Origin of the sequence: Amycolatopsis sp. BJA-103, from assembly GCF_002849735.1 — a bacterium.
Taxonomy (GTDB): domain Bacteria; phylum Actinomycetota; class Actinomycetes; order Mycobacteriales; family Pseudonocardiaceae; genus Amycolatopsis.
Genome location: NZ_CP017780.1, coordinates 1,200,151 through 1,225,395 on the forward strand (window position 1 = coordinate 1,200,151; position 25,245 = coordinate 1,225,395).

Annotated in this window: 26 protein-coding genes; 13 read left to right on the forward strand and 13 right to left on the reverse strand. The window is 68.2% G+C overall.

Annotated features, from left to right (window positions below):
* Window positions 1–45: 45 nt before the first annotated feature.
* Window positions 46–729, reverse strand: coding sequence for an envelope integrity protein Cei (gene cei, locus BKN51_RS05600; RefSeq protein WP_101606603.1), 684 nt, complete (start codon window positions 727–729; stop codon window positions 46–48).
* A 453-nt stretch (window positions 730–1,182) separates the two neighbouring features.
* On the opposite strand from cei, the gene BKN51_RS05605 reads away from it, so the two are divergent.
* A complete protein-coding gene (locus BKN51_RS05605; RefSeq protein ID WP_005164528.1) occupies window positions 1,183–1,491 on the forward strand; it encodes a DUF4193 domain-containing protein in 309 nt (102 codons plus the stop codon).
* A gap of 102 nt (window positions 1,492–1,593) precedes the next feature.
* Here BKN51_RS05605 and BKN51_RS05610 read toward each other — a convergent pair whose 3' ends face one another.
* Window positions 1,594–2,088 (reverse strand): DUF3093 domain-containing protein, encoded by a 495-nt coding sequence (locus tag BKN51_RS05610; protein ID WP_168214272.1) that lies wholly within the window; start codon window positions 2,086–2,088, stop codon window positions 1,594–1,596.
* Window positions 2,089–2,112: 24 nt separating this feature from the next.
* Here BKN51_RS05610 and dut point away from each other — a divergent pair, with 24 nt between their 5' ends.
* Window positions 2,113–2,595 carry a dUTP diphosphatase gene (dut, locus tag BKN51_RS05615; RefSeq protein WP_007033571.1) on the forward strand — a complete coding sequence of 161 codons (483 nt, stop codon included), beginning with the start codon at window positions 2,113–2,115 and terminating at the stop codon, window positions 2,593–2,595.
* Window positions 2,595–3,257: a DUF3710 domain-containing protein gene (locus BKN51_RS05620; protein ID WP_101606604.1), complete on the forward strand. Its 663-nt coding sequence runs from the start codon at window positions 2,595–2,597 to the stop codon at window positions 3,255–3,257. The genes dut and BKN51_RS05620 overlap by 1 nt, the downstream gene beginning before the upstream one ends.
* Here BKN51_RS05620 and BKN51_RS05625 read toward each other — a convergent pair.
* The gene (locus BKN51_RS05625; protein WP_199193127.1) at window positions 3,254–3,967 is read right to left on the reverse strand and encodes an alpha/beta fold hydrolase; all 714 of its coding nucleotides are present in this window, start codon (window positions 3,965–3,967) and stop codon (window positions 3,254–3,256) included. The two genes, BKN51_RS05620 and BKN51_RS05625, sit on opposite strands and share 4 nt — an antisense overlap.
* A gap of 103 nt (window positions 3,968–4,070) precedes the next feature.
* Between BKN51_RS05625 and BKN51_RS05630 the strand changes: the two genes are divergently transcribed.
* Window positions 4,071–4,451 (forward strand): OB-fold nucleic acid binding domain-containing protein, encoded by a 381-nt coding sequence (locus tag BKN51_RS05630; protein ID WP_034316985.1) that lies wholly within the window; start codon window positions 4,071–4,073, stop codon window positions 4,449–4,451.
* Window positions 4,452–4,460: 9 nt separating this feature from the next.
* Complete coding sequence (locus BKN51_RS05635) at window positions 4,461–5,204, forward strand: DUF3159 domain-containing protein (RefSeq protein WP_101606606.1); 744 nt, start codon at window positions 4,461–4,463, stop codon at window positions 5,202–5,204.
* Here BKN51_RS05635 and BKN51_RS05640 read toward each other — a convergent pair.
* Both BKN51_RS05640 and BKN51_RS05645 read right to left on the reverse strand, forming a co-directional pair.
* Window positions 5,201–5,857: a potassium channel family protein gene (locus tag BKN51_RS05640; protein WP_007033567.1), complete on the reverse strand. Its 657-nt coding sequence runs from the start codon at window positions 5,855–5,857 to the stop codon at window positions 5,201–5,203. The two genes, BKN51_RS05635 and BKN51_RS05640, sit on opposite strands and share 4 nt — an antisense overlap.
* Window positions 5,857–6,522 carry a potassium channel family protein gene (locus tag BKN51_RS05645; protein ID WP_101606607.1) on the reverse strand — a complete coding sequence of 222 codons (666 nt, stop codon included), beginning with the start codon at window positions 6,520–6,522 and terminating at the stop codon, window positions 5,857–5,859. Before BKN51_RS05645 ends, BKN51_RS05640 begins: the two co-directional genes overlap by 1 nt.
* Window positions 6,523–6,674: 152 nt before the next feature.
* Between BKN51_RS05645 and BKN51_RS05650 the strand changes: the two genes are divergently transcribed.
* The 3 genes from BKN51_RS05650 (at window position 6,675) to BKN51_RS05660 (ending at window position 10,424) form a co-directional block, all read left to right on the forward strand.
* The gene (locus BKN51_RS05650) at window positions 6,675–8,708 is read left to right on the forward strand and encodes an APC family permease (RefSeq protein WP_101606608.1); all 2,034 of its coding nucleotides are present in this window, start codon (window positions 6,675–6,677) and stop codon (window positions 8,706–8,708) included.
* Window positions 8,705–9,910, forward strand: a complete 1,206-nt coding sequence (locus BKN51_RS05655) for a class I SAM-dependent RNA methyltransferase (protein WP_101606609.1) — start codon at window positions 8,705–8,707, stop codon at window positions 9,908–9,910. The genes BKN51_RS05650 and BKN51_RS05655 overlap by 4 nt, the downstream gene beginning before the upstream one ends.
* 160 nt (window positions 9,911–10,070) lie before the next feature.
* Window positions 10,071–10,424 carry a hypothetical protein gene (locus BKN51_RS05660; protein ID WP_233224235.1) on the forward strand — a complete coding sequence of 118 codons (354 nt, stop codon included), beginning with the start codon at window positions 10,071–10,073 and terminating at the stop codon, window positions 10,422–10,424.
* A gap of 63 nt (window positions 10,425–10,487) precedes the next feature.
* Here the strand turns inward: BKN51_RS05660 and BKN51_RS05665 are convergent, their stop codons facing one another.
* Window positions 10,488–11,741, reverse strand: coding sequence for an HNH endonuclease signature motif containing protein (locus BKN51_RS05665; RefSeq protein WP_101606611.1), 1,254 nt, complete (start codon window positions 11,739–11,741; stop codon window positions 10,488–10,490).
* A 157-nt stretch (window positions 11,742–11,898) separates the two neighbouring features.
* Window positions 11,899–12,372, reverse strand: coding sequence for a DUF6326 family protein (locus BKN51_RS05670; protein WP_101606612.1), 474 nt, complete (start codon window positions 12,370–12,372; stop codon window positions 11,899–11,901).
* Window positions 12,373–12,533: 161 nt separating this feature from the next.
* On the opposite strand from BKN51_RS05670, the gene BKN51_RS05675 reads away from it, so the two are divergent.
* Together BKN51_RS05675 and BKN51_RS05680 are read left to right on the forward strand one after the other, a co-directional pair.
* A complete protein-coding gene (locus BKN51_RS05675) occupies window positions 12,534–13,685 on the forward strand; it encodes a sensor histidine kinase (RefSeq protein WP_101606613.1) in 1,152 nt (383 codons plus the stop codon).
* A complete protein-coding gene (locus tag BKN51_RS05680) occupies window positions 13,682–14,329 on the forward strand; it encodes a response regulator (protein ID WP_101606614.1) in 648 nt (215 codons plus the stop codon). The genes BKN51_RS05675 and BKN51_RS05680 overlap by 4 nt, the downstream gene beginning before the upstream one ends.
* Before the next feature lie 143 nt (window positions 14,330–14,472).
* Here the strand turns inward: BKN51_RS05680 and BKN51_RS05685 are convergent, their stop codons facing one another.
* From BKN51_RS05685 to BKN51_RS05695, 3 genes are read right to left on the reverse strand one after another with little or no spacing between them, the layout of a single operon-like run.
* A complete protein-coding gene (locus BKN51_RS05685) occupies window positions 14,473–16,026 on the reverse strand; it encodes a GMC family oxidoreductase (RefSeq protein ID WP_101606615.1) in 1,554 nt (517 codons plus the stop codon).
* A complete protein-coding gene (locus BKN51_RS05690) occupies window positions 16,023–17,534 on the reverse strand; it encodes an APC family permease (RefSeq protein WP_101606616.1) in 1,512 nt (503 codons plus the stop codon). The genes BKN51_RS05685 and BKN51_RS05690 overlap by 4 nt, the downstream gene beginning before the upstream one ends.
* 15 nt (window positions 17,535–17,549) lie before the next feature.
* The gene (locus tag BKN51_RS05695) at window positions 17,550–19,034 is read right to left on the reverse strand and encodes an aldehyde dehydrogenase family protein (RefSeq protein WP_101606617.1); all 1,485 of its coding nucleotides are present in this window, start codon (window positions 19,032–19,034) and stop codon (window positions 17,550–17,552) included.
* Window positions 19,035–19,253: 219 nt separating this feature from the next.
* On the opposite strand from BKN51_RS05695, the gene dxs reads away from it, so the two are divergent.
* Both dxs and BKN51_RS05705 read left to right on the forward strand, forming a co-directional pair.
* Entirely contained in the window at window positions 19,254–21,158 is a 1,905-nt protein-coding gene (gene dxs, locus BKN51_RS05700) for a 1-deoxy-D-xylulose-5-phosphate synthase (protein WP_101606618.1), read from the forward strand.
* 110 nt (window positions 21,159–21,268) lie between these two features.
* Complete coding sequence (locus tag BKN51_RS05705; protein ID WP_101606619.1) at window positions 21,269–21,466, forward strand: Trp family transcriptional regulator; 198 nt, start codon at window positions 21,269–21,271, stop codon at window positions 21,464–21,466.
* Window positions 21,467–21,627: 161 nt separating this feature from the next.
* On the opposite strand, the gene BKN51_RS05710 is transcribed toward BKN51_RS05705, so the two are convergent.
* Both BKN51_RS05710 and BKN51_RS05715 read right to left on the reverse strand, forming a co-directional pair.
* A complete protein-coding gene (locus BKN51_RS05710) occupies window positions 21,628–22,278 on the reverse strand; it encodes a DJ-1/PfpI family protein (protein WP_101606620.1) in 651 nt (216 codons plus the stop codon).
* Window positions 22,279–22,355: 77 nt separating this feature from the next.
* Window positions 22,356–22,883: a TetR family transcriptional regulator gene (locus tag BKN51_RS05715; RefSeq protein ID WP_101606621.1), complete on the reverse strand. Its 528-nt coding sequence runs from the start codon at window positions 22,881–22,883 to the stop codon at window positions 22,356–22,358.
* A 92-nt stretch (window positions 22,884–22,975) separates the two neighbouring features.
* Here BKN51_RS05715 and BKN51_RS05720 point away from each other — a divergent pair, with 92 nt between their 5' ends.
* Entirely contained in the window at window positions 22,976–23,791 is an 816-nt protein-coding gene (locus BKN51_RS05720; protein WP_101606622.1) for an oxidoreductase, read from the forward strand.
* On the opposite strand, the gene BKN51_RS05725 is transcribed toward BKN51_RS05720, so the two are convergent.
* Complete coding sequence (locus tag BKN51_RS05725; protein WP_101606623.1) at window positions 23,788–25,230, reverse strand: purine-cytosine permease family protein; 1,443 nt, start codon at window positions 25,228–25,230, stop codon at window positions 23,788–23,790. The genes BKN51_RS05720 and BKN51_RS05725 overlap by 4 nt on opposite strands.
* Window positions 25,231–25,245: the final 15 nt, after the last annotated feature.

Here is a 25,245-nt window from a genome sequence, read left to right on the forward strand (position 1 = left end):
CAAAATTTGCAAGTAACGGGCCTTTCATGGCATTGGGGGTACGGCTCAGCAGGGGGCTTCGCGAGCGGCCTTCAGCAGTGCCTGGTCGATCACCGGCGCGCCGCCGCCCGCCGACTGCTCACCGCCGCCGCTGCCCTGCTGCGCCTTCGACCACTGCGTGAGCTGGTCGAGGACCTTGCGGGCCTCCGCCTTCGGGCGGATGTCGCCGAGCAGGGTGCCGGTGGTGAGCGTGACCGAAGCGTCCTTGCGGTTGTCCTTGACCAGTTCGGCGCACGGGACCACCAGGCTCAGCGTGCGGGCCGCGGCCGCGCCGTTCTCGCCGAAGCGGATCTGGCCGCGGCACTTGGCTTCCGCGTCCTTGTAGGCCGGGTCGCTGGCGGGATCGACTATCTGGGAGAAACCCAGCTCCCTGAGCGTGTTGGTGGCGATGCCGCCCTGGCCGCGCACCTGGGAGCCGTTGAGCACCTGGACGGCGACCTTGTCCGGCGGGACCGGCGCGCGGTCGTCCAGTCCGTCGTGCGCCATCTGCGAGTAGGTGACACCTTGCTGCGGGATGGGCGGTGGATCACAACGGACCCTGGCGTCGATATCGGACCTGCCCGCCACGACATTCACCCAAACGATCACCGCGCCGAGCGCCAGCACCCCGATCACGATGAGTGCGGGCAGCGGCTTGTGCTTGCGGTACGGCCTCGCCCCGCGGTCCCCGATGCCGTTCCCCGACGCCACCTGCCAGTCCCTTCCCCAAAGCCCGGATCCCCGGACGGTGCTTCATCTCACCATCGTGTCCGATCAGCCTAGGCGTTGCGGCGAAGCTGAGCGGCGCGGGCCTCCGGATAGCACCACGCGACGACCGCTCCGGGCAAGCGGCCGGGCCCATGGGGTGAGGTTCCCGACGCGGGGGCAACCCATTCGGACGACAGGCGTCTCAAGACCGGGTTCCCCCTGTTGGGTGACGTAATCGCAGCAATGTCTGACTCGTTGCAGAGCCGGTATCGGCGTGAGCTACCCTTCGCGGGCTCAGGCGGCAGTAAGAGGCGCAAAAGAGAGACCTCGCTCACTGCCCAGTCGGGCACAAACAGGGGCGCTGGGACGTTAACCAGCGGCACGAAGGACTCACGAGCCGCGCGCTCGAGGGTCCGGGCCATCTGACATCGAAAGCATCGCAGGGGTGAGGGACAAATGGCGACCGACTACGACGCTCCGCGCCGCAGCGAAGCCGACGAGCTGGCCGAAGACTCGTTGGAAGAGCTGAAGGCACGGCGCAACGAAAACCAGTCCGGCGTCGTGGACGTCGACGAGGACGCGACCGCCGAAAACTTCGAACTGCCGGGCGCGGACCTCTCCGGACTTTCCGGTGAGGACCTGACCGTGAAGGTCGTGCCCAAGCAGGCCGACGAGTTCACCTGCTCCGTCTGCTTCCTGGTGCATCACCGCAGCAGGCTGGCGGAGGAGAGTGGCGGACGGCTCATCTGCCGCGACTGCGCCTGAGCCTACGGGCACAGGGGACGGCGCGACAGGGGTTTCGGGATCTGAACAGGAATAAGGGGGCCGGCCGCGAGGCCGGCCCCCTTTCCTTTGCCAGGGTGTTTTCTAGGACTTCGAGGCGGGCTGGCGGAGCAGCGCGGCCACCTTCTCCGGGTTCCGGGTGCTGAACAGCCAGTACGGCGTCGGGTCGTCGGGGTCGGTGAGCCAGACCCGCACGACCGGGCCGACCCAGCCCCGGTGCAGCACGAAGGCCGCCGGATCCGCGTCGCGGCCGAGCGCCTTCCGCTTCGCTTCCTTGTCGATCACGTCGACGTCGCCGACGAACTTCAGCGGCAGATGCGCGTCGCGCAGCCACAGCTCCGGCTCGTCTCCTCCGGTCACCCGCACGCGGGACCGGCCGAGCGAGACCATCAGCGCGATCACCGCGGGGATCAGCACCACGTACGGCAGCCAGCCGCGGAGCCCGGGATAACCCATGTCGATCTCCGCCGCCAGCAGCCCGCCGCCCAGCAGCGGCAACGGCCAGCCCCACCACGGGACGTAGAGCCGCTCTGAATGCTTGACGGCGCCGCCTTCGGCCGTGTTCACGCTTTCACCCACGCGTTCAGGGTAGTCTCGCCGCCCGTGTCCACCGTTCAGGTACTGCTTTCCCGGATCGATCCTTCGGTCCCCCTTCCCGCCTACGCGCGCCCCGGCGACGCGGGCGCCGACCTCGTCACCACTTCGGATCTCGTCCTCGCGCCCGGTGAACGCGGCGTGGTCGGAACGGGCGTCGCGATCGCCCTTCCGCCCGGGTACGCGGGTTTCGTCCACCCGCGCTCGGGCTTGGCGGCCCGTGTCGGCCTCTCGGTCGTCAACACCCCGGGCACGATCGACTCCGGGTACCGCGGTGAGATCCGCGTCTGCCTGATCAACCATGATCTCTCCGAGAAGGTCGTGCTCACCCGCGGCGACCGGATCGCGCAGCTGGTCGTGCAACGGGTCGAACAGGCCGAATTCGTCGAGGTCGCCGAACTCGAGCCGTCCGAGCGCGGCGAGGGAGGGTATGGCTCCACGGGCGGACACGCCACACTGGGAGCCGGAGCCAGGGAAGGAACGGAGAACTAGTGGGGATTTTCGGACGCAAGCGCGAGGCCAAGCCCAGCGGACGGCACGCCGCGCCCGAGGCCGAGGACCGCCCCGGCTTCGACAGCGCGGACAGCGGCGAGGAGATCGAGGCCCAGCTGTCGGAGACCGCGGACGGCCCCTTCGACGTCGCGGACGCGCCCGAGGACGGCATCCCGAGGATCGACCTCGGTTCGGTCAAGGTGCCGGTACCCGACGGTTCCCAGGTCCAGGTCGAGATGGACCCGGACAGCGGCGGCGTCCGCGCGGTGCACGTCGTCACCGAACAGGGGCAGATCACCGTCAGCGGTTACGCGGCACCCCGGTCCGGCGGCCTCTGGAAGGACGTCAGCACCGAGCTCACCGAGCAGCTGCGGGCCGACGGCGCCAAGGTCTCGGTCGGCATGGGGGAGTGGGGACTGGAGCTGTCCGCGATCGTCGGTGACGTCGCGCTGCGGTTCGTCGGGGTCGACGGACCGCGCTGGATGCTCCGCGGTGTCATCGCCGGACCGCAGTCGCAGGCGTCGCAGGCGCCCGCGGTGCTGCGCGAGATCGTGCGGCACACCATCATCGACCGCGGTGACGCGCCGATGCCGGTCCGCACCCCGCTGACCATCACGCTGCCCGACGCCGTCGCGCAGCACATCGCCGAGCAGCAGGCTTAGTTTCGCGAGGCTTTGAGCCAGGCCAGCACGGTCGCCCGGCCCAGTGATTCCCGGTCCGCGCCGAGGGCGGTGAGCGTCGACTCGCCGACCTCGGCGCGCGGCAGGGCGTCCGCCCAGGCACGGGCGACCCCGGCCGGATGGATCGGATCGTCCACGCACGCGCCGATCCCCGCGGGCACGTCGAGCCCTTTCAGGTCTTCGAGCGCCGGGGCGGGATGGGCCGCCGCCGTCCGCAGGCTCGCCGCCAGTCCGGCACCGTGCCGCCGCCACGCGCGGCCGAGTTCCGCCGAAAGCCACTCCGGCACGCCGTCCGCCGATTTCGCCAGTGCGCCGTCGACCCCGTTTTCGGCCACCAGATCCGCTGACAGCCGCGCGGCGAGCGACGCGGGTGCTTGCCCGGCGGGGCCGTTCCAGGCCGGGAGCGCGGCGAGCAGGCCGGTGCAGCGGCCCGGATTGCGCGCCGCCCACTCCGCGGAGAGATGCGCGCCGAACGAAATGCCGCCGACGAGCAGCGGACCGTGCTCGCCGGACAGCCTGTCCAGCTCCTCGAGATAGCCGTCCGCGAGACGGTCTCCCGGAGGAGGCGGCGGGGCGAGCAACCGGATGCCCAGTGCCCGCAGCGGACCCGAGAACACGCTGCGCACGAACACTTCGTCGGACCCGGTGCCGGGGAGTACTACTGCCGTCGTAGGCGGAATAGCGGAGGTCACGTTGCGATCTTCTCCCAAACCGGTTTCCCTGGCTTGAGCACAGTTACGCTGGATTACGCACGGGCCGTTCAAGTCGGGGGCCCCGGAGCACAGGAGCACCGTTATGTCCGCCAAAGACGGCGGCTACTTCAGCCGGTTGGTTCGCAAGCTGACCAGCGACGTCGAGGATCTCGACGCCGACGACCTGTCCGAAAAATCCGAGGCCGGCGGCGCGCAGCGCGCCTGTGACTGCCGGTCGGGTCAAGAGGTGACGGTGCTCGGCAGGCTCCGCAGCGTGGAGCTCTGCCCGACCAACGAGGCCGCGACACTGCAGGCCGAGCTGTTCGACGGCACGCAGGGTGTGACGCTAATCTGGCTCGGACGCCGCCGGATCCCCGGAATCGAACCCGGGCGAACCATCAAGGTGCGCGGCCGGATGGCCGAACGTGATGGTCAGAAGGTGCTTTACAACCCCTATTACGAACTTCAGAGCCCTGTGAGTTGATCCCGTATCGTGACTGAACCCGCCGGCGGCGAGCAGAAGAACACCGGGAAACCGGACGACGACGACAAAAAGCCTCAGCCCACCCTGCTGGAACAGATGGGTGGGCTGTCGGGGCTGTTCTATTCCTCGCTGCCGGTCATCGTGTTCGTGATCGCGAACGCCATCTTCGGTCTCACGGTGGGCATCTGGGCCGCGGTCGGCAGCGCGGTGGCGATCACCGTGCTGCGGATCGTCCGCAAGGAGCCGCTGCAGCCCGCCATCTCCGGGTTCTTCGGGGTGGCGATCGCGGCGTTCATCGCCTACCGGACCGGATCGGCCAAGGGCTTCTTCCTGTTCGGCATCTGGACGAGCCTGGTCTACTTCGGGGTCTTCGTGCTGTCGATCGTCGTCCGCTGGCCGCTGGCCGGCGTGGTGTGGAACGCGCTCAACGGCAGCGGCCACGCCTGGCGCAAGGACAAGAAGTCGCTGATCGCCTATTCGATCGCGACCGGTGCCATGGCGCTGATCTTCGGCGCCCGGTTCGTCGTCCAGCGCTGGCTCTACGACGAGGACTACACCGGCTGGCTGGCCTTCGCGAAGATCGCGATGGGGTACCCGCTGTACGCGCTCGGCCTGCTCGCCGTCGTCTGGGCGGTGCGGCGGTCGGACAAGCACCTCAAGGCCCTCGCGGAAGAAGCACCCGCCGAGGAGACCGACGAAGAGGTCGAGGCGCGCCTGCGCGCCAAGTACGCGCAGGCGCCCGACTCGGCCTAATACCCCAGGGCGGTCCGGATCTCCGGCTCCACGTCCGACGTCGCCACGAACAGCAGCTCGTCACCCGGCTCCAGCGGGTCTTCGGGCTGCGGCACGATCACCCGGTCACCGCGCAGGATCGTCACCAGCGCGGCGTCACGCGGCAGGTTGATCTCGCTGACGGCCTTGCCCGCCAGCGGGGTCTCCTCCGGGAGGGTGAGTTCGACCAGGTTCGCCTGGCTCTGCCGGAACGTCATGAGCCGCACCAGATCGCCGACGCTCACCGCCTCCTCGACCATCGCCGCGAGCATCCGCGGGGTCGACACGGCGACATCGACGCCCCAGGCGTCGTTGAACAGCCATTCGTTGGCCGGGTTGTTCACCCGCGCCACCACCCGGCGCACCGCGAACTCGGTCTTCGCCAGCAGCGACACCACCAGGTTCGCCTTGTCGTCACCGGTCGCGGCGATCACGACGTCGCACTGCTCGATCCCGGACTCCTCGAGGATCGACACCTCGCACGCGTCGCCCAGCACCCAGTCCGCCTGCTCGACGGTGTGCGGCTCGAACTGGTCGGCCTCGCGCTCGATGAGCATCACCTGGTGGCGCCCGTCGATCAGCTCCGCGGCGATCGACCGGCCCACCGCGCCCGCCCCGGCAATCGCGACCCGCATCAGTTCTCCTCTTCCGGTTCGCGAGCGGCGACGGTGGTCACGTCGCTGACAGTGCCCGATTTCGCGGCGACGTACACGACGTCGTCGGCCTGGATCACGGCCTTGGTGTCGGGCAGCACGGCGGTGCCGAACCGCATGATGAACGCGACCCGCGCGCCGGTGGTGTCCTGCAGATCGCGCACGCTGTGCCCGATCCACCCCTCGTGCAGCGGGAGCTGCAGCAGCGCCACGCTGCCGGACGGGTCCCGCCACTCCGAGGCGACGCCGTCGGGAAGCAGGGTGCGCAGGAACCGGTCGGTCGTCCACGGGACGGTCGCCACGGTCGGGATGCCCAGCCGTTCGTAGACCGCCGCGCGCTTGTGGTCGTAGATCCTGGCGACGACCTTGTCGATGCCGAAGTTCTCCCTGGCCACCCTCGCCGAGATGATGTTGGAGTTGTCGCCACTGGACACCGCCGCGAAAGCACCCGCGCGTTCGATCCCGGCCTCGATCAGCACCTGGCGGTCGAATCCGACGCCGACCACCTGCTGACCGTGGAAATCACTCCCGAGCCGCCGGAACGACTGCCTGCTCTTGTCGATGACGGCGACCTCGTGCCCCAGTCGCTCCAGCGCCGCGGCCAGGGATGCGCCGACCCGGCCGCATCCCATGATCACCACGTGCACGCCCTGCCTCCTTAGTTCGCGGACGTTTCACCCGTCCGCAGGTACCCAGACACACCAGCGCCGAACCTACCGTGAGCACCGCCCGTTACTCCACCGTCCTCCCCGCCGCCACCCTCAACGGAGACGCTGCGCGTCACAGTTAGTCTTCCCAGGTGTCGAAGTTCCCGACCGTATTGAAGCGGCTAGTCCTCGGACGTCCATTCCGGAGTGACCGCCTCTCGCATACGCTGCTGCCGAAGCGCATCGCGCTGCCGATTTTCGCGTCCGACGCGTTGTCGAGCGTCGCCTACGCGCCTGAGGAAATCTTTCTGACGCTCAGCGTCGCCGGCCTGTCCGCGTACGCGTTCGCGCCCTGGATCGGGGTCGCCGTCGCGCTCGTCATGCTGGTCGTGGTCGCTTCCTACCGGCAGAACGTGCACGCCTATCCCAGCGGCGGCGGTGACTACGAAGTCGCCAACACCAACCTCGGCGGCAAATTCGGGCTCACCGTGGCCAGCGCGCTGCTGGTCGATTACGTGCTCACCGTGGCGGTTTCGACGTCGTCCGGGGTGGCGAACATCGGTTCGGCCATCCCGTGGGTGGCGCAGCACAAGGTGATTTTCGCGGTCGTCATCGTGGTCGTGCTGACCGCGCTGAATCTGCGCGGAGTTCGCGAATCGGGCAAAACCTTCGCCATCCCGGTCTACGGATTCATCATCGGCATTCTCGGCATGGTGATCTGGGGGCTGATCGAGGCGGCCTCCGGCGCCGACATGCGGGCCGAGAGCTCCTCCTTCGAGCTGCACGAAGAAGCCTCCTTGACCGGTTTCGCGTTCTTCTTCCTGCTGCTGCGGACGTTCTCCTCCGGCGCCGCGGCCCTGACCGGGGTCGAGGCGATCAGCAACGGCGTCCCCGCGTTCCGGAAGCCGAAATCGAAGAACGCCGCGACCACGCTGCTGATGATGGGCGTGCTCGCGGTGACGATGCTGGTCGGCATCATCACGCTGGCGATCATCACCGACGTCAAATTCGCCGAGCACCCGGAAACCCAGCTGACGGGCACCCCGGCGGGCTACGAGCAGAAGACGATCGTCGCGCAGATCGCGCAGGCGGTGTTCTCCGACTTCACCCCGGCGTTCTACTACATCTCCTTCGTCACCGGCATCATCCTGCTGCTGGCCGCGAACACCGCGTTCAACGGCTTCCCGGTGCTCGGCTCGATCCTCGCGCAGGACCGGTACCTGCCGCGTCAGCTGCACACCCGGGGCGACAGGCTGGCGTTCTCCAACGGCATCCTGTTCCTCGCGGCGTTCGCGCTGGTGCTGATCATCGCGTTCGACGCCGAGGTCACGAAGCTCATCCAGCTCTACATCGTGGGCGTGTTCGTCTCCTTCACGATCAGCCAGGCGGGCATGATCCGGCATTGGAACCGCTTGCTGGCGAGGGAGACGGACCCGGCCGTGCGGCGGCGGATGCGGCGTTCGCAGACGGTCAACGCCGTCGGGCTCACGATGACCGGAACCGTGCTGATCATCGTGCTGATCACCAAGTTCCTGCTCGGTGCCTGGATCGCGATCGCGGCGATGGTGGCGATCTACATCCTGATGACCGCGATCCGGAAGCACTACGACCGGGTCGCCGAGGAATTGCGCGAAATGGACCGGAAGCCGGTCGTATTGCCTTCGCGCAACCACGCGATCGTGCTGATTTCGAAACTGCACCTGCCGACCTTGCGCGCGCTTTCCTACGCCAAGGCCGTGCGGCCCGACGTCCTCGAAGCGGTCACCGTGAACGTCGACGACATGGAGACGCGCAAACTCGTCCAGGAATGGGACGACCACAATTTCAAGGTGCCGCTGAAGGTGATCGAATCGCCGTACCGCGAGATCACGAAGCCCGTGCTGGACTACGTGAAACGTGTCCGTGGCGACAATCCGCGCAATGTGGTGACCGTGTTCATCCCCGAGTACGTGGTCGGGCACTGGTGGGAGCAGGTGCTGCACAACCAGAGCGCGCTGCGGCTCAAGGGACGCCTGCTGTTCCAGCCCGGTGTCATGGTGACCAGCGTGCCGTGGCAGCTCGAATCGTCGGAAAAGGCGATCAAACGCGACCGGAAGGCGCGCCCCGCGGCAGGCGACGTGCGGCGCGGTTTCTCCCCCGTGGTCAAGCAGACCGAAAAGCCGAAGGACAAGGAAAAATCAGAATGAGTGTGGACGCGTCGACCGGTACGTGGCTCGGACGGACGATCGAGCTGGAGGTCGGCGCGGTGGCGCACGGCGGGCACTGCGTCGCGCGGGCGGAGGGCCGGGTCGTGTTCGTGCGGCACGCGCTGCCCGGCGAGCGGGTGCTGGCCTCGGTCACCGAGGACAAGGGCGGCGCGTTCTGCCGCGCCGACGCGATCGAGGTCCTGGAGGCCTCACCGGAACGCGTGGAGCCGCCGTGCCCGCTCGCGGCGCCGGGGGAGTGCGGCGGCTGCGATTGGCAGCACGCCACCCCCTCGCATCAGCGTGAACTCAAGGCCGCGGTGGTCATGGAGCAGCTGAAGAGGCTGGCCGGGATCGAGCGCGAAGTCGTCGTCGAGGCACTCGAGGGCGGCCCGCTGGACTGGCGCAGCCGCGTCCGGCTCGTCGCGGGCAAGGACGGCCGCGCGGGCTTCCGGGCACACCACAGTCACCGCGTGATCGCGATCGACGACTGCCCGATCACCGTTCCCGGCGCGCTCGACGACGTGGTTTCGCGGAAGTGGCGGCCCGGCAGCGAAATCGAGGTCACCAAGGACAGCGAGGGGCACGTGCACCTTCGCGACCTGTCGACGGTCCACGGGAAGACCAAGTCACGGCAGCTCGCGGGCGGCCTCGCCGTCCAGCACGCCGCCGGCCGCGACTGGCGCCTCGACGCCCACGGCTTCTGGCAGGTCCACCCGGCCGCCGCCGACACGCTCGCCGCCGTCGTCGCGGAATGGGCCGAAGCCCCGCGCGATGGGGTGGCGTGGGACCTGTACGCCGGTGTCGGCCTCTTCGCGTCGGTGCTCGCTTCGCAGGTGGGCCCGCGCGGGCGTGTCCTGGCCATCGAATCCGGCCGCCGCGCCGTGTCGGACGGCGAGGAGAACCTGGCCGACCTCCCGCAGGTCCGCTGGCGCTCCGGCCGCGTCGAACACCTGCTGGCCGACGCCCCGAAACCCGTCGACGTCGTCGTCCTCGACCCGCCGCGCAAGGGCGCGGGCAAGGCCGTCGTCGAGTCCATTGTGGAGGGTTCACCGGACCGGATCGTCTACGTCGCGTGCGACCCGGCGGCACTGGCCAGGGACATCGCGCTGTTCGCCGGGCACGGCTACCGGCTGGTGGACCTGCGCGCTTTCGACGCGTTCCCGATGACGCAGCACGTCGAATGCGTTGCGTTGTTGCAATAACGGCTTATTTGTAGACCGTCGGAATGGATCGGCTTCGTTCGGCTTGTCCGGATGCCGGGTGCTCGTCATCCTGAGTTTCGTGTTCGAATTTCGGGAAACGAGATCTCTTGCTCCGGTATTCGGTGATCGCGGCGGGAGAGGCTGACCCGTGCTCCCCTCGATGCTTCCGCCCGGTATCGCCACACAGGAGGTCAGCTACCGGAGCGGCCGGAAACAGGTCATCTACACGGCGCCCTACGTGTCGGACGGGCCGGTGCTCACCCGGGATCTTCTGGGCAGGCAGGCGTGGGTTTTCATGTACGCCCATTTCGTCTTCACCTGGGGCGAGGGCGCCGTCCAGGTCCAGGTCAGCCACGGAACTCTGAGCGGGCCGAAGATGCCGCTGTGGAAGGGCGTGAGCATAGGGGCCTACTGGTCGGGGCCCGCGCTGGCCGAGTTCGGCCAGGTCTGGGCGCTGAACCAGATCTCCGGGGACCGCGGTACACCGGCTGTTATTTCGGATTCGATTCCCTAAAGGACCGTGGGCATGCCGAGGGGCCCGTCGCCGGTGTGGCCGACGGGCTCCTCGGTTCTGCTGTCAGGTGACGCGGTGCAGGGTGTTGCGCCGTGGTTGTCGTAGCGGATCCAGATATTGGGGTGGCACGAATTCCGGTATGCCATCGGGTGCCATTCGGACTTGCCAGTCGTCGTGGTGGATGAGCCGGTGATGGAACGAGCAGAGCAGCACGAGATTGCGCAGGTCGGTGGGTCCGCCGTCCGCCCAGTGCTGAATGTGATGGGCGTGGCAGTGTTTCGGCGCCCGATGACACCCGGGGAAGGCGCAGCCCCCATCGCGGATGTTCAACGCCCGGCGCTGGCCGGGGGTGACGAACCGTCTCATCCGCCCGACGTCGAGCGGCTCACCGGCGGCGCTGAGCACGACGGGGATCATCAGGCAGTCGCAGGCGGCGAGGCGGGCTTCGCGGGCGGTGATGGTGCCGACGAAGTCCAAACAGGCGTTCCCGATACCGGTCTGCAGTTCCTCGAGGCCGATGGTGACGTGCACGAGGGTGCGGTACCCGGAAGTGCCGGGCTGGTCGGGGCAGGCGATGGCGAGGTCGATCAGGTCGGCCCAGGCGTCGCCGCGGCGTTGGGGCAGGGTCCGGTGGTCGGCCTGGCCGAACTCGTCGACCGGGCGTCGTCCGGCGTGGGCGTCCAGCGCGGCCGCGGTGCGGGCCCCGGTCTCGGGATCGAGCAGCCCGGACAGTTTCCAGAAGCCGTCTTTGCGGCGTTCGACGAACACCTCACGCCGCGGCGGGGCGGGTTCGGGATCCTTCGGTTCGTTCCCGTCCGGGTCCAGATGGGCGAGCAGGTCGGCACCGGCTTCGGTGATCTCTTTCGGCCCGGCCTTCCGGGCGAGGTCGGCGAGGATCTTTTCCGCGCCGTCGCGCTCGTCCGTGGGCACGTCGGACGGGATTTTGCGGAGAAAGCCGAGGACGAGGTCGATGTGCTGCTCGGCGAGCGCGCCGTCCTCGGCCGCGGCGGCTGTCGCGGGCGCGAACACCGTTCCCGCGCCACCGGCCTCCGGGACGGGGTTGAGCGCCAGCGCCCGATTCACCACGTCCTGCGCGTCACCGTGGGAAATCCGGGCCACGTCAGCGAACCAGCGTGACGCACTCCCGTAGCCGTACAAGTCTTCCGCGCCCCGCGTTTCGACCTCGGCCAGGTATTTCCCCAGCCCGGCCGAGGCGACCCTCATCACCAGCAGCAGATGCGTCACGCCGTGGGCAAGCTCCAGCTTGCCGGCGCGCCACAACTCTTGCGGCAGTTCGGGAATGAGGGTCTCGGACACCCCTCCACAATACCGAAATCCACCGAACAATTGTTCGTAATTTTAAGCGACAATGCTTATTGCACATTGACCACTAGAGGGTGAATCGGCGCGGAAGACATTGTGACGCACAGTTTCTCATTCAGCTCGTCTTCGCCAGGTGGTGGCGGACAAGCTGTCACGCCTGCTGCGGCGTGCGGTGTGGCCAGGTCCAGGCGGAGCGCAGGATGAAGGCCAGGAGCAGCACCTCGAGTCCGATGGAGATGCCATAGAAGTAGGAGTAAGTCCAAGTCTCCCCTGTCGCGTTGAACATCGAGACGGGGATGTAGAGCGTTGCGACGACGAGGTTGATGGCGCGGTTGACACGGGCGGGCAGTGTCGCGGAGAGCAGGATCATGAGGATCGGGACGGCCATGAGCGTGAGCGCGATGGTGACGAAGGTCGGGCCGGTCTCGAACTTGTGGACGACGCCGGCCAGGAGGCCGTCGAGGAAGCCGGGCTTGTACAGGGCGAGGTAGTCGACGTAGATGTAGAGGAACATGAAGCTGGTCCATGCTGCCGCGAGTCTGACCCGCACGGGCATGCGCAGATCTTCCAGCGTGTTCTGGGACGGCGCGTTCTCCGGTGCGGTGCGGGATCGAGGCGTTCTCATCACGATGCTCCTTGGCTTGTTCGGGTGGGTGCTTTCACCTTCACGGACGCCGTCGGCGGGCACATCGGCCGCGGAGCCTGGTTCGACCTGGCCGTTGGCACAGCCGGGTTCTTGTACTTTCGGCGGAGGCACCGAGCACGCGGGCTGCCTAGGCTGATCAGATGGCCACCAACGCGCTCCGCTCGCTGTGGGCCGAACCTCGACCTGCGAATGCCCCGGGCCGGGGGCCGCGGGACTGGGCTTTGGTCGCAGTACTGATCTGCTGGTCGGTGGTGGAAGTGGTGCTTCGCCAGGACCTGGCGCCAAGCCCGCTGCTGCTCATCGCGGTGCTCGCGGTCCTCGGTCCCCTGCTGTGGCGACGTACGCACCCGCTCGTCGCGGTCGCGGTCTCCTTCGGCACGTTGACGATCGTCGACATCGTCAGAATTCTCACCGGGTCGCAAGGTGCCCTGCTGAACAGCAGCATCGCGGTGCTGATCCTGGCCTACGCCTTGTTCCGGTGGGGCTCCGGCCGGGAAGCCACGAGCGGCCTCGGCGTCATCCTGCTCTGGCTGGCCGTCATCATCACCCTCGGCGCCGACACCACCACCCGGGCGGAGGCGATCGCGGGATATGCGTTCTTCCTGTTCGCCGCCGCGCTCGGCACCGCGATCCGCTATCGCGCGAAGATCCGCATCCGCGACGTCGACCAAGCCAAGTCCCGCGAACGCGAACAGCTCGCTCGCGAGCTCCACGACACCGTCGCCCACCATGTCTCGGGCATCGCCATCCAGGCCCAAGCAGGACGTGCCATCGCGGCCTCCCACCCCGAGCGTGCCGTCGAGGCCCTGGCCGTCATCGAGGACGCGGCGACCCGCACCCTCACCGAGCTGCGCGCTCTCGTCGGCGTGCTCCGCGCCACGCAGGACACCGGGTTCGCGCCGCAGCCCGGCGTGGCCGAGGTCGAGCAGCTCGCCACCGACGGCCAGACGGGTCCCTGCGTCGAGGTGACGCTGTCCGGCGAGCTCGACGACCTCAGCCCGGCGGTCGGGGCCGCGATCTACCGCCTGGCCCAAGAGTCCATCACCAACGCTCGACGGCACGCCCGTCACGCGACCCAGGTCACCGTCGCCGTCACCGGCGACGCAGACCAGATACGGCTGACCATCGACGACGACGGCTCCGCCGCCGGCGGCCGCGCCCCGGCGGGCTACGGCCTGGTGGGCATGCGCGAACGCGTCTCACTGCTCGGCGGCACCTTCCACGCGGGCCCCGCCGCCGAGCGGGGCTGGCGGGTGGAGGCCGTCCTGCCTCGAACCGGGACGCCACGATGAGCATCAGGGTCCTCATCGCCGACGACCAGCCCATCGTGCGCACCGGGCTGACCATGCTGCTCGACGCCCAACCCGGCATCGAAGTGGTCGGCGCGGCCGCCGACGGGCGCGAGGCGGTCCGCCTGGCGCTCCAGCTGCGCCCCGACGTCGGCCTGTTCGACGTCCGAATGCCGCTGATGGACGGCATCGAAGCCACCCGGCGCCTCGCCGGCCCCGACGTCACCGACCCTCTGCCGATCGTGGTCATCACCACCTTCGACCTCGACGAGTACGTCCACGGGGCGCTCAAAGCCGGCGCCCGTGGGTTTCTGCTCAAGGACGCCGGACCCGCCCTGCTGACCCAGGCCATCCACGCCGCCGCTGACGGAGACGCACTGATCGCGCCCAGCGTGACCGTCCGGCTGCTGGAAGTGTTCGCCCACGCGAAGACCCCACGGCCGAGGCAACCGATAGAACCGCTCACCGCCCGTGAGGAGGAAGTCCTCGTGCCGGTAGCCCGGGGCCGCACCAACAATGAGATCGCCGGCGAGCTCTATATCACCCCGAGCACCGTCAAAGCCCACCTCGCCAGCCTCATGCGCAAGCTCGGCGCCAGAAACCGCGTCGAGGTCGCCATGTGGGCCCACGAGACCGGTCGCGTCTGACGCCGCAAAGGCTCCGCCGCCGAGCCCGAGTCCCAGCCTCACCGTTTCAGCGTGAAAGTGAAGGCACCGGCGGGGCCACTCCACTGGTTTTCGGGCAAAGCGAAAGGCCACTGGCCGAAGCCAGGGGGCCTTCTCAAGCACCTTTAAGCGCGCGCATCCTCCTTCAGCAGGTCCGCGCACTTCTCGCCGATCGCCATCGTCGTGATGCACGGGTTCACCGCGACCAGGAACGGCATCGCCGAACCGTCGGCGACCCGCAGGCCTTCGACGCCGCGCACCCGCAGCCGCGCGTCCAGCACGGCCAGCGGGTCGTCGTCGCCGCCCATTTTCGCGGTGCACGCGGGGTGATAGACCGTGTTGTGCGTCTTGCGCAGGTAGTCCGCGATCTCGTCGTCGGTCTTGACGTCCCTGCCGGGCGCGAGTTCCGTGCCCGCCCATTCGTCCAGGGCGGGTTGTTCGGCGATCTTGCGGGCCAGTTTGATGCCGTAGGTCATCACGCGCATGTCGTGCTCGTCGGTGAAGTAGCGCGGATCCACCTTCGGCTTGTCCCGGTAGTCACGGCTGCGCAGCCGCACGGTCCCGGTCGAGCGCGACCGGGTGACGTTCGGGGTCAGGCAGAAGCCGTTCTCCGTGGTGGGATAACCCTGCCGGAGGGTGTTCATGTCGAACGGCACGGAGCCGTAGTGGAACATCAGGTCCGGCCGGTCGAGGCCTTCCTCCGTGCTGGTGAAGATGCCGATTTCCCACCATTGCGTGGATTCGGTGGTCATCGGTTGCAGCGCGTCCCACTGGATGACGCCTTCGGGGTGATCCTGCAGGTTCTCGCCGACGCCGGGGGAGTCCACCAGCACGTCCACGCCGACCTCGCGCAGATGCGCGGCCGGGCCGATTCCCGACAGCATCAGGAGTTTCGGGGTGTCGATCGCGCCCGACGACAGGATGACCTCGCGGCGCGCGCGCAGCTTGACGCCGTGGATCAGGTCGTCGGCCAGGTATTCCGCGCCGGTGCAGCGTTTGCCGTCGAACAGCAGCCGCCGGACGCGGGCGCCGGTGATGATCTCCAGGTTCGGCCGCTTGCCGATGATCGGGTGCAGGTAGGACACCGACGCCGACGACCGCGTGCCGTCTTCGCGCGCGTTGATCTGGAACCAGTTCGCGCCGTGCGTGACGGTCTTGCCCGAGTTGAATTCCGTCCTCGGGATGCCTGCCTGCTCGCACGCCTGCAGCAGCGCGACGCCGGTCGGGTCGTTCGGCGGCACCGAGCGGATGGTCACCGGGCCCGAGCGGCCGTGGTGGTCGCCGGGGCCGTCGTTGGTCTCAAGACGCTTGTACAGCGGGAAAATGTCCTTGGCGGACCAGCCGGGCAGGCCGAGCGAGGCCCATTCGTCGAGGTCTTCAGCCGGTGCCCAGAACGCGATGCACGAGTTGTGCGACGAGCAGCCGCCGAGCACCCGCGCGCGGGCGTGGCGCAGGAAGGAGTTCCCGGAGTCCTGCGGTTCGACCAGGTAGTCCCAGTCGTAGCCGGATTCCAGCAGGGCCATCCACTTCGTCAGTTCCAGCACCGCCGGGTCGTCCACATCGGACGGTCCGGCTTCCAGGAGGGCCACGGTGACGTCCGGGTCTTCCGAGAGTCTCGCCGCGACCACCGAACCCGCCGTCCCGCCGCCGACGACGATGTAGTCGAACTCTCCGGTCACTGTGCTGCCTCCTCGGGATGTGCTTCCGCGGCGTGATCGGCCAGGACGCCGCTCTTGTGCCGCAGGACGAACCAGTAATACGCGAAACCGACGACCGCCACCGCGCCGACGAACAGCACGGCCCCCCATTCGAGGTACCAGTGGTAGGGCTCGGTCGCGTTGTAGACCTCGCGCCGCGGCCACGCCAGGTTCACCACGATCGCGCCGCCCCACAGCACGCCGAGGATGTTGACCGGCAGGCCCAGTTTGCCGAGCGAGAAGTACTTGGTGCCCTCGGCCTTGGGCGGCGGCCACTGGCCGCGGAAACGCTTGACCAGCATCGGGATGGTGACCAGCAGGTAGGCCAGGTAGATCATGATGATGCCGATGCTGGTGATCACCGTGAAGATCTGCGGCTGGCCGACGTTGACCACCAGGATCAGCACCGCGATGACGCCGGACACGATCGCGGGGACCACCGGCGTCTTCGTCTTCGGCGACACTCGCGCCAGGTGCTTTCCCGCGGGCAGGTTGTTGTCCCGGCCCATCGCGAACATCATCCGGATCGACGCCGACTGCACGGCCAGGTTGCACACCGTGATGGCGATGACGACCGCCAGCAGGAAGATCGTGCCGATCGTGCTGCCGAGGACGTCCTTCACGATGAACTGCAGCCCGCCCGTGGCGATCTCCGGGTTGTTGATGTCACCGACGGCCATCAGCGCCAGGATCAGGATCAGCCCGCCGATGACGAACGACGCGATCAGCGCCCGCAGGATCGCCTTGGGCGCGTTCTTGCGCGGATCGTGGGATTCCTCGCCGAGCGAGCTGGCCGTGTCGAAGCCGTACATGACGTAGGTCGACGCTAGCGAGGCGACCAGGAACGCCCCGAAATAGCCCCACGGCTGGTCGGCGCCGGTGTTGTTGGTCTGCATGACGACCTCGGGGCCGCGCGTGATGTTCACCGCGAGCGCGATGATCAGCAGGACCGCGGCGACCAGTTCGATGAACACCCCGGCGCTGTTGATCCGCGCCATCAGCTTGACGCCCCACGCGTTCACCAGCGTGGTGAACAGGATCAGGATGGTGCCGAGGATGACCGCGTTCACCGCGCTGTCGCCGGAGAACGAGAAGAACGACGAGATCTGGGGGAGCGTGATCTGGTACGCCAGCGCGACGGCGGCGATGCTGACGATCGAGGCGGTCAGCATCATCCACCCGGCCATCCAGGCCACATGCGGGCTGCCGAGCCGTTTCGACCAGTTGTAGATCGATCCGGCGACCGGGTAGTGCGCGGCCAGTTCGGCGAACGACAGCGCGACCATCAGCTGGCCGACGAACACCATCGGCCATGACCACCAGTAGGCGGGCCCGCCGAAGCTGAAGCCGAAGTAGAACAGCTGGAAGGTGCCCGTCAGGATCGAGATGTAGCTGATCCCGGCGGCGAAGGTGTGGAAATTGCCGAGCGTTCTTTCGAGTTCCTGTTTGTAGCCGAAACCGGCGAGGCCGTCGTCGGAAGGATTACTCATCGGCACTTCCCGTCTTTAGTTGGACGCTGACTCCCCTGAGAACCAGCGCTGTGGTTCGGGCCGGAGGTTCTGGTAGATGTGCTTCGCCTCCACGTACTCGGCCAGCCCCGTCGGGCCCAGCTCGCGCCCGAAACCGGATTGCTTGTAGCCGCCCCATTCCGCCTGCGGCAGATACGGGTGGAAGTCGTTGATCCAGATCGTGCCGTGCCGCAGCCGGTTCGCGACCCGCTGCGCGCGGGAGGCGTCCGAGGTGAAGACGGCGCCCGCGAGGCCGTAGTGGGTGTCGTTGGCGATGCGGACGGCGTCGTCCTCGTCGGTGAAGGTCTCGACGGTGAGCACCGGGCCGAACGACTCGTCGACGACGGCGCTGCTGCCCTGCTTCACGTTGTCGAGGATGGTCGGCAGGTAGTAGTGCCCCTTCGCGAGTTCGCGATCGTCGGGGCGTTTGCCACCGGTGCGCAGGACGGCGCCCTCTTCGAGAGCCGCGGCGACGTACCGTTCGATCTTTTCCAAATGGGCGGCCGAGATCAGCGGACCGGTTTCAGCCTTCGGGTCGAAAGGTCCACCCAGTCGGATCAGTTCGGCACGGCGGACGAGTTCGTCGACGAACCTGTCGTGCCACTCCTCCTGGACGATCAGGCGCGCCCCCGCCGAGCAGACCTGACCGGAGTGCAGGAACACCGCGGTCAGCGCGTAGTCCACGGCGGTGTCGAAGTCCGAGTCGGCGAAGACGACGTTCGGGTTCTTGCCGCCCAGTTCCAGCGCGACCTTCTTGATCGTCGCGGCGGCGGACGCGGCGATGATCTTCCCGGTCGCGAGCCCGCCGGTGAACGAAACGAGATCGACATCCGGATGCTCCGAAAGAGGCGCCCCGGCCTGCGCGCCGGCGCCGAGCACCAGGTTCGCGACGCCGCCGGGCAGCCCGGCCTCGGTCAGCAGGTTCATCAGCATCATGCAGGTGTGCGGCGTCAGTTCGCTGGGTTTGAGGACGAAGGTGTTGCCCGCCGCGAGCGCGGGGGCCACCTTCCAGATGGTCTGCAGGAGCGGGTAGTTCCACGGCGTGATCAGCCCGCAGACGCCGACCGGCTCGTGCACGATCCGGCTGAACGCGTCCGGGTTGCCGGTGTCGACCACCCGGCCCGCGTCGTTGGCGGCGAGTTTGCCGAAGTAGCGCAGGCACGCGGCGATGTCGGCCATGTCGTACTTGCTCTCCACCAGCCGTTTCCCGGTGTCGAGCGACTCGGCTCGGGCGAAGGCCTCGGCGTCGCGGTCGAGCAGGTCCGCGACCTTCAGCAGCAGGTCACCGCGTTCGGGGGCGGGGGTGTTCGGCCAAGGGCCGGTGTCGAAGGCCTTCCTCGCGGCGGCGATGGCCGCTTCGGTGTCCTCACGGGTGCCTTCGGCGACTTCCGCGACCAGCGACCCGTCAGCGGGGCAGCGGATCTCCCTGCGACCACCGCCGATCGCGTCGACCCACTCGCCACCGATGAAAAAGTCCGCCATCAAGCCCCTCCGAAACCGGCTCCTGCTCAACCGTCGATCAGCGATTATCGCGGCCACCCGACGTGACCGCTACTTGGCAAAAGAGACCATGTTCACACCGTCGGGTGCCGTGTGGTGATTTTCTGACATGTGACCCGTGACGCGGGGGACGGAAGACTCTCAGGCGCCCTCCGTAGACTGGCTGGAACGGCGGAATGAGGAACCAGGCGAGGTGGGAGAGTGACGTTGCTCGAGTCCGTGCACGGACCGGCCGACTTGAAGCGGATGGACCAGGAACAGCTCGGCGAGCTGGCCGCGGAGATCCGCGACTTCCTGGTCGAGAAGGTGCGGCTCGCCGGTGGTCACCTCGGCCCGAACCTGGGTGTGGTCGAGCTGACGATGGCGCTGCACCGGGTCTTCGACTCGCCGAACGACGCCATCGTGTGGGACGTGGGTCACCAGGCCTACGTGCACAAGATCGTCACCGGCAGGCACGACGGCTTCGGCAAGCTGCGCCAGCTCGGCGGCCTCACCGGCTACCCGGCGCGCTGCGAGAGCGAGCACGACCTCGTCGAGAACAGCCACGCCTCGACCGCTCTGTCCTATGTGGACGGCCTGGCGAAGGCGTTCGAACTCGGCGGTGGCGGCAGGCACGCGATCGCGGTCGTCGGCGACGGCGCGCTGACCGGCGGCATGTGCTGGGAGGCGCTCAACAACATCGCCGCGAACCCGCGGCGCCCGGTCGTCATCGTCATCAACGACAACGGCCGCTCGTACTCGCCGACCATCGGTGGCGTTGCGGATCACTTGGCGTCGCTGCGGCTCAAGCCGGGCTACGAGCGTGTATTGGACCGCGGCAAGGAACTGCTGCGGCACACGCCCATCGTCGGCAAGCCGATCTACGCGGCGCTGCACGCGGCGAAGGCGGGGCTCAAGGACGCGCTGAGCCCGCAGATGATGTTCTCCGACCTCGGCCTCAAGTACCTCGGGCCGGTCGACGGGCACGACCTCGGCGCGCTGGAGAAGGCGTTCCAGAGCGCCCGCGACTTCGGCGGCGCGGTCATCGTGCACGTGGTCACCGAGAAGGGTCACGGCTACGAGCCCGCGGTCACCAACCAGGCCGACCAGATGCACCAGACCGACCCGATCGACCCGGAAACCGGCCTGCCGCCGGTCAAGGGGCCGAGCTGGACCGGCGTCTTCGCCGACGAACTGGTCAAGATCGGCGCCGACCGCGAGGACGTCGTCGCGATCACCGCGGCGATGCTGCGCTCGACCGGGCTGCACAAGTTCGCCGAGGCGTACCCGGACCGCTGGTACGACGTCGGGATCGCCGAGCAGCACGCGGTGACCTCGGCCGCCGGTCTCGCGATGGGCGGCAAGCACCCCGTCGTCGCGGTCTACTCGACCTTCTTGAACCGCGCGTTCGACCAGGTCCTGATGGACGTCGCGCTGCACCGCCAGCCGGTGACGCTGGTGCTGGACCGCGCCGGGATCACCGGGCCGGACGGGCCGAGTCACCACGGCATGTGGGACCTCTCGCTGCTGGGCATGGTGCCGGGCATGCGGGTCGCCGCGCCGCGTGACGCCGGGACGCTGCGCGAGGAGCTGCGCGAGGCCGTCGCCGTCGAGGACGGGCCGACGGCGCTGCGGTTCTCCAAGGGCGGCGTGATCGACTCCGTTCCCGCCGTCGAACGCGTCGGGGTGGTGGACGTGCTGCGCAAGCCGTCCGGCGACGCCGACGTCCTGCTGGTCGCGGTGGGCGCGTTCGCGATGCTCGGGCTCGCCGCCGCGGACAGGCTGGCCGACCAGGGCATCGGCGTGACCGTGGTGGACCCGCGCTGGGTCGTCCCGGCGCCCGCCGAACTGGTGGCGCTGGCCGAGCAGCACAAGCTCGTCGTGAGCGTCGAGGACAGCGGCCGTCACGGTGGTTTCGGTTCCGCGCTGGCCGCGCTGTTCCGCGACGCGGAATGCGACGTGCCGCTGCGGGATCTGGCCGTGCCGCAGGTGTTCCACGACCACGGCTCGCGCGAGGAGGTGCTGGCCCGCGTCGGGCTCACCGCGCAGGACGTCGCGCGGCGGGTCACCGAATGGTCCGCGAACCTGGCGAGCCGGACGCCTGCGCCGGAGGACACGCACCGCTGAGTTGTGTCATGAAAGGGTCTTGCAAGACGAAATATGTCTTGCAAGACCCTTTCATGACACGCGCTAGGTCCACCGGACGCCGACTGTGATGCTTGGTGCATCATGGGCTAATGAATGACAAGGTGCGACGGCTTCTGCTGGCGGCGGACGAGATCGCGACTCGGACACGTCAGCGAAATGACTTGATGTGCGAGCTGTTCGCTGACGGGATGCCACAGCGCGAAATCGCCAAGTACGGCCAAGTGAACCAGGCTACCGTGAGCCGGGTCGTCGCGCGAGCACGTGTTGTCGACAGGAAGGGTGCGTGATTCGAGGTCGTTAGATGACCCGAAATCCACGCAGTCCGGCGAGACCGCCCCTGTCACGACCGGTTCCGGAGGGGGTGTGTGGAAATAGGGACACTCAACGTCCCTATTTCCACACACCCCCTTACCCTGCTATCAGCGCGAGTGGCCGTGCAAAGCACGCCTTACGCCCGCCAGACAGTGCCACGACGCTCGTACTCCAGCACGACCTCCGCCCGTTGAGCCACCTTCGCGCCTAGGAACCGCTCCACGAGCCAGAGCGAAACCTCGAGCCCCGAAGTGATCCCGCCGCCGGTGATCAGATCGCCGTCGTCGACGACGCGCGCGTCGATCACCTTCGCGCCCTGAGCGGCCAGATCCGCCTTCGCGCCGCTGTGTGTCGTCGCGTTGCGGCCCTTGGTCAGGCCCGCTGCGGACAGCACCATCGTGCCGGTGCAGATCCCGACCGGCAGCGCCCGCGAAGCCTTCAGGCGCCGCAGGAAACCCTGATCGGCGTTGAGCCGGTGCACGCCCGGACCGTTCCGGTCCTTGTAGCCGCCGCCCGGCACCACGAGGACGTCGGCCTCCTCCGGCGACCAGCCGCGCGGGACGTCGACGGTCGTGCCGTAGGTGCAGCGCACGGGCCCGGGCCGCCCGGCGGTCACGAGCGAGGACTGGAGAGCGCCGCCGGTGAGTTTCCCGGCCAGCCCGAGTACTTCGACGGGCGCGATGAAGTCCTGTTCCTCCACGCCGTCGAACATCAGGATTTGAACGCGCAAAGGTGACGCCGCCGTGGCGGCGGGCACGGTGACCCCGGCGGCGACGCCGGCGGACAAGGCTGAAGCACGCAGAAAAGTTCGACGCTGCAAGACGACCTCCCAGGTGTGTACCCAGTGGTCGCGCGAAAACCCGGTCAGGTTCCCGTGATCCGGGCGACCGACCGGACGACGAGGTCACGCGTCGCGGCGGGGGAGGAGAAACCCAGGATCGACAGGTGCACGACGAGGCTCAGCAGTTCCTCGGCGTCGAAGTGGTCCGGCACGGATCCGGCGCGCTGGGCTTCCCGGATCGCGGCGACCTTGTCCGCGTGCGCCCGGACTTCGGCCTCCGGCGCCGCGTCGAAGCCCTGCTCCAGCCGGAGCCAGCCCATGAGCCGCAGGACTTCGGGGTGCTCCAGATACCGGTCGAACAGCCGTCCCGCGTAGCCGGGCAGATCGTCGGGAGTGATCGGGACCGACTTGATCGCGAGGTCCACCTGCTCCTGCACGACCACCTCGAAAAGGTATTCCTTGCTGCAGAAATAGGCGTAGATCAGCGCCTTGTTGGCGCCGGCGTTCTTCGCGATGCGATCCACCCGGGCGCCCGCGATGCCGTACGTCGCGAACTCGGTCGTCGCCGCGTCCAGCAGCTTCCGCTTGGTCGCTTCCTTGTCCCTGACCATGTGACCCAGTCTAACTAACCGGTTGGTTGACAGCCAGTCCGGTCCCGTGGCAGCCTGAGTTAGCAACCAACCGGTTAGTTAAGGAGATCGACATGAAGGTCGCACTGGTCACGGGCGCTTCCGCGGGCATCGGCGAAGCCACCGCCCTCGCGCTGCAGGAAGCGGGCTACACGGTCTACGGCGCCGCGCGGCGCGTCGAGCGGATGGCGGGGCTCGCCGAACGCGGGATCAAGATCCTCGCGATGGACGTCACCGACGACGCGTCGATGGTCGCGGGCGTCGAGCGGATCATCGACGAGACCGGCCGTATCGACGTCCTGGTCAACAACGCGGGCTACGGCTCGTACGGCGCCTTCGAGGACGTGCCGCTCTCGGAGGGGAAGTACCAGTTCGAGGTCAACCTCTTCGGCCTCGCGCGGCTCGTCCAGCTGACCACGCCGCATATGCGGGCCCAGGGCTCGGGGAAGATCGTGAACATCTCGTCGATCGGCGGCAAGATCTACGAACCGCTCGGCGGCTGGTACCACTCGACGAAGTTCGCCGTCGAAGGCCTGAGTGATTCCCTGCGGCTGGAGCTCAAGCCGTTCGGCATCGACGTCGTGGTGATCGAACCCGGCGCCATCAAGACCGAATGGGGCGGCATCGCGGTCGAGAACCTGCTCAAGACCTCGGGCGACACCGCCTACGCGCCGCAGGCCAAGGCACTGGCGAAGTTCTTCGGCCAGGCCGCGCGCGGCTCCCATCCGAAGGTGATCGCCGACGTCATCCTGAAGGCGGTCCAGGCCCGGCGCCCGAAGACCCGCTACGCCGCGGGACTCGGGGCGAAGCCGATCCTGTTCGTGCGCCGGGTGCTCCCGGACCGTGCCTTCGACGCGTTGTTCCTCGGCGTGCTGCGCCGCTTCGCCTAGACCGCGACAGCCGGTTCCGTGACGGGCTCCGCGTACGAGTAGACCTCCGGCGGCTCGGGGAAGAGCTTGACCAGCACGGGATACGCGATCGCCGCCGTGCAGAGCGTCACCACCATGCTGACGTCCACGCCGCCCGCGATGTCCTTGAACGGCCCGGCGATCATCGGGGTGTTGGCGGTCAGCAGGCCCAGCGTCGTCGCCGGGATCCACGCGGCCATCGCACGCCAGTTCACGCCGCGGGTGAACCAGTAGCGCCCGCCCTTGCGGCCCTGGTTGAACACCTGGAGGTCGTCCGGGTCGTAGAACCCGCGCCGCAGCAAGAAACCGATCATCATGATCACCATCCACGGCGACGTGCACAGCACGATCAGCGTGGCGAAGGCGTTGATGCTGGAGACCATGTCCAGCACGAAATTGCCGACGAAGATGAACACGACGCTGAGCGAGCCGATCAGCAACGTCGCCTGGACCCGGCTCAGCTTCACGAAGATCGAGCTGAAGTCGAGGCCGGTTCCGTAGAGCGACGTCGTGCCGGTGGACAGCCCGCCGATCAGCGCGACCACGATCAGCGGGATCGCGTACCAGAGCGGGGAAATCGCGGTCAGGCCGGTGATGTAATCGGCCGGATCCGCGACCAGGGTCGCGGTGGCGATGCCGAACCCGAACGGCAGCAAGGTCGCCACCTGCGCCAGGAACGGCGCGGCCAGCAGGGAACGGCGGCTGTGGCGCGCGGGGATGTAGCGCGTCCAGTCGCCGAGGAAGGCGCCGAACGAGATCGGGTTCGCCATCGTGGTGAGCGCGGCCAGGATCCAGGTCGGCCAGAAGTCCCCGAGCGCGTAGGTGCCGGTGCCGGCGAACGAGGGGTCGAACGTGCCGCCGTAGGCCACGATCCCGAGCAGCATGATCGCCGTGCCCAGGGTGACCGCGACCCGGTTCACCAGCAGCATGAACCGGTAGCCGTAGATGCACACCACCAGCGTGGCGATCGCGATGACGCCGTACGCGACGCCGCGCAGCACTTCGCCGCCGTCGAAGCCGAAAAGCCGTTGTGCCGCACCGGCGACGGCGTCGCCGCTCACCCAGACCGAGATGGCGAAGAAGGTGATCGCCGTCAGCAGGGAGAGGAAGGAGCCGACACAACGGCCGACGACGCCGAAGTGCGCGCCGGAGGAGACCGCGTTGTTGGTCCGGGTGAGCGGGCCGAACAACGACATCGGCGAGAGCACCAGCGCGCCGACGACCACCCCGGCGACCGTGGCCGCCACCGCCGCCCAGAAGCTCAGGCCGAACGCGATCGGGAGGGTCCCGAGGATGATGGTGGCGAAGGTGTTCGCGCCGCCGAACGCCATCCGGAACAGGTCGCGAGGCCGCGACGTCTGTTCCTCCGGCGGGATCGGCGCGATGCCGTGCTGCTCGACTTCGGTGACCTTGTCACCCATAGGGACCTCCGGGTA

What these genes read in the sequence shown, in the direction of transcription:
- BKN51_RS05660 (WP_233224235.1), top strand. Translation starts at nt 10,071, where the DNA reads ATGCTTCCGCCCGGTATCGCCACACAGGAGGTCAGCTACCGGAGCGGC.
- BKN51_RS05695 (WP_101606617.1), bottom strand. Translation starts at nt 19,034, where the DNA reads ATGGCGGACTTTTTCATCGGTGGCGAGTGGGTCGACGCGATCGGCGGT.
- BKN51_RS05720 (WP_101606622.1), top strand. Translation starts at nt 22,976, where the DNA reads ATGAAGGTCGCACTGGTCACGGGCGCTTCCGCGGGCATCGGCGAAGCC.
- BKN51_RS05725 (WP_101606623.1), bottom strand. Translation starts at nt 25,230, where the DNA reads ATGGGTGACAAGGTCACCGAAGTCGAGCAGCACGGCATCGCGCCGATC.
- BKN51_RS05670 (WP_101606612.1), bottom strand. Translation starts at nt 12,372, where the DNA reads ATGAGAACGCCTCGATCCCGCACCGCACCGGAGAACGCGCCGTCCCAG.
- BKN51_RS05715 (WP_101606621.1), bottom strand. Translation starts at nt 22,883, where the DNA reads ATGGTCAGGGACAAGGAAGCGACCAAGCGGAAGCTGCTGGACGCGGCG.
- BKN51_RS05630 (WP_034316985.1), top strand. Translation starts at nt 4,071, where the DNA reads ATGTCCGCCAAAGACGGCGGCTACTTCAGCCGGTTGGTTCGCAAGCTG.
- BKN51_RS05680 (WP_101606614.1), top strand. Translation starts at nt 13,682, where the DNA reads ATGAGCATCAGGGTCCTCATCGCCGACGACCAGCCCATCGTGCGCACC.
- BKN51_RS05675 (WP_101606613.1), top strand. Translation starts at nt 12,534, where the DNA reads ATGGCCACCAACGCGCTCCGCTCGCTGTGGGCCGAACCTCGACCTGCG.
- BKN51_RS05705 (WP_101606619.1), top strand. Translation starts at nt 21,269, where the DNA reads ATGAATGACAAGGTGCGACGGCTTCTGCTGGCGGCGGACGAGATCGCG.
- BKN51_RS05640 (WP_007033567.1), bottom strand. Translation starts at nt 5,857, where the DNA reads ATGCGGGTCGCGATTGCCGGGGCGGGCGCGGTGGGCCGGTCGATCGCC.
- BKN51_RS05690 (WP_101606616.1), bottom strand. Translation starts at nt 17,534, where the DNA reads ATGAGTAATCCTTCCGACGACGGCCTCGCCGGTTTCGGCTACAAACAG.
- BKN51_RS05605 (WP_005164528.1), top strand. Translation starts at nt 1,183, where the DNA reads ATGGCGACCGACTACGACGCTCCGCGCCGCAGCGAAGCCGACGAGCTG.
- BKN51_RS05655 (WP_101606609.1), top strand. Translation starts at nt 8,705, where the DNA reads ATGAGTGTGGACGCGTCGACCGGTACGTGGCTCGGACGGACGATCGAG.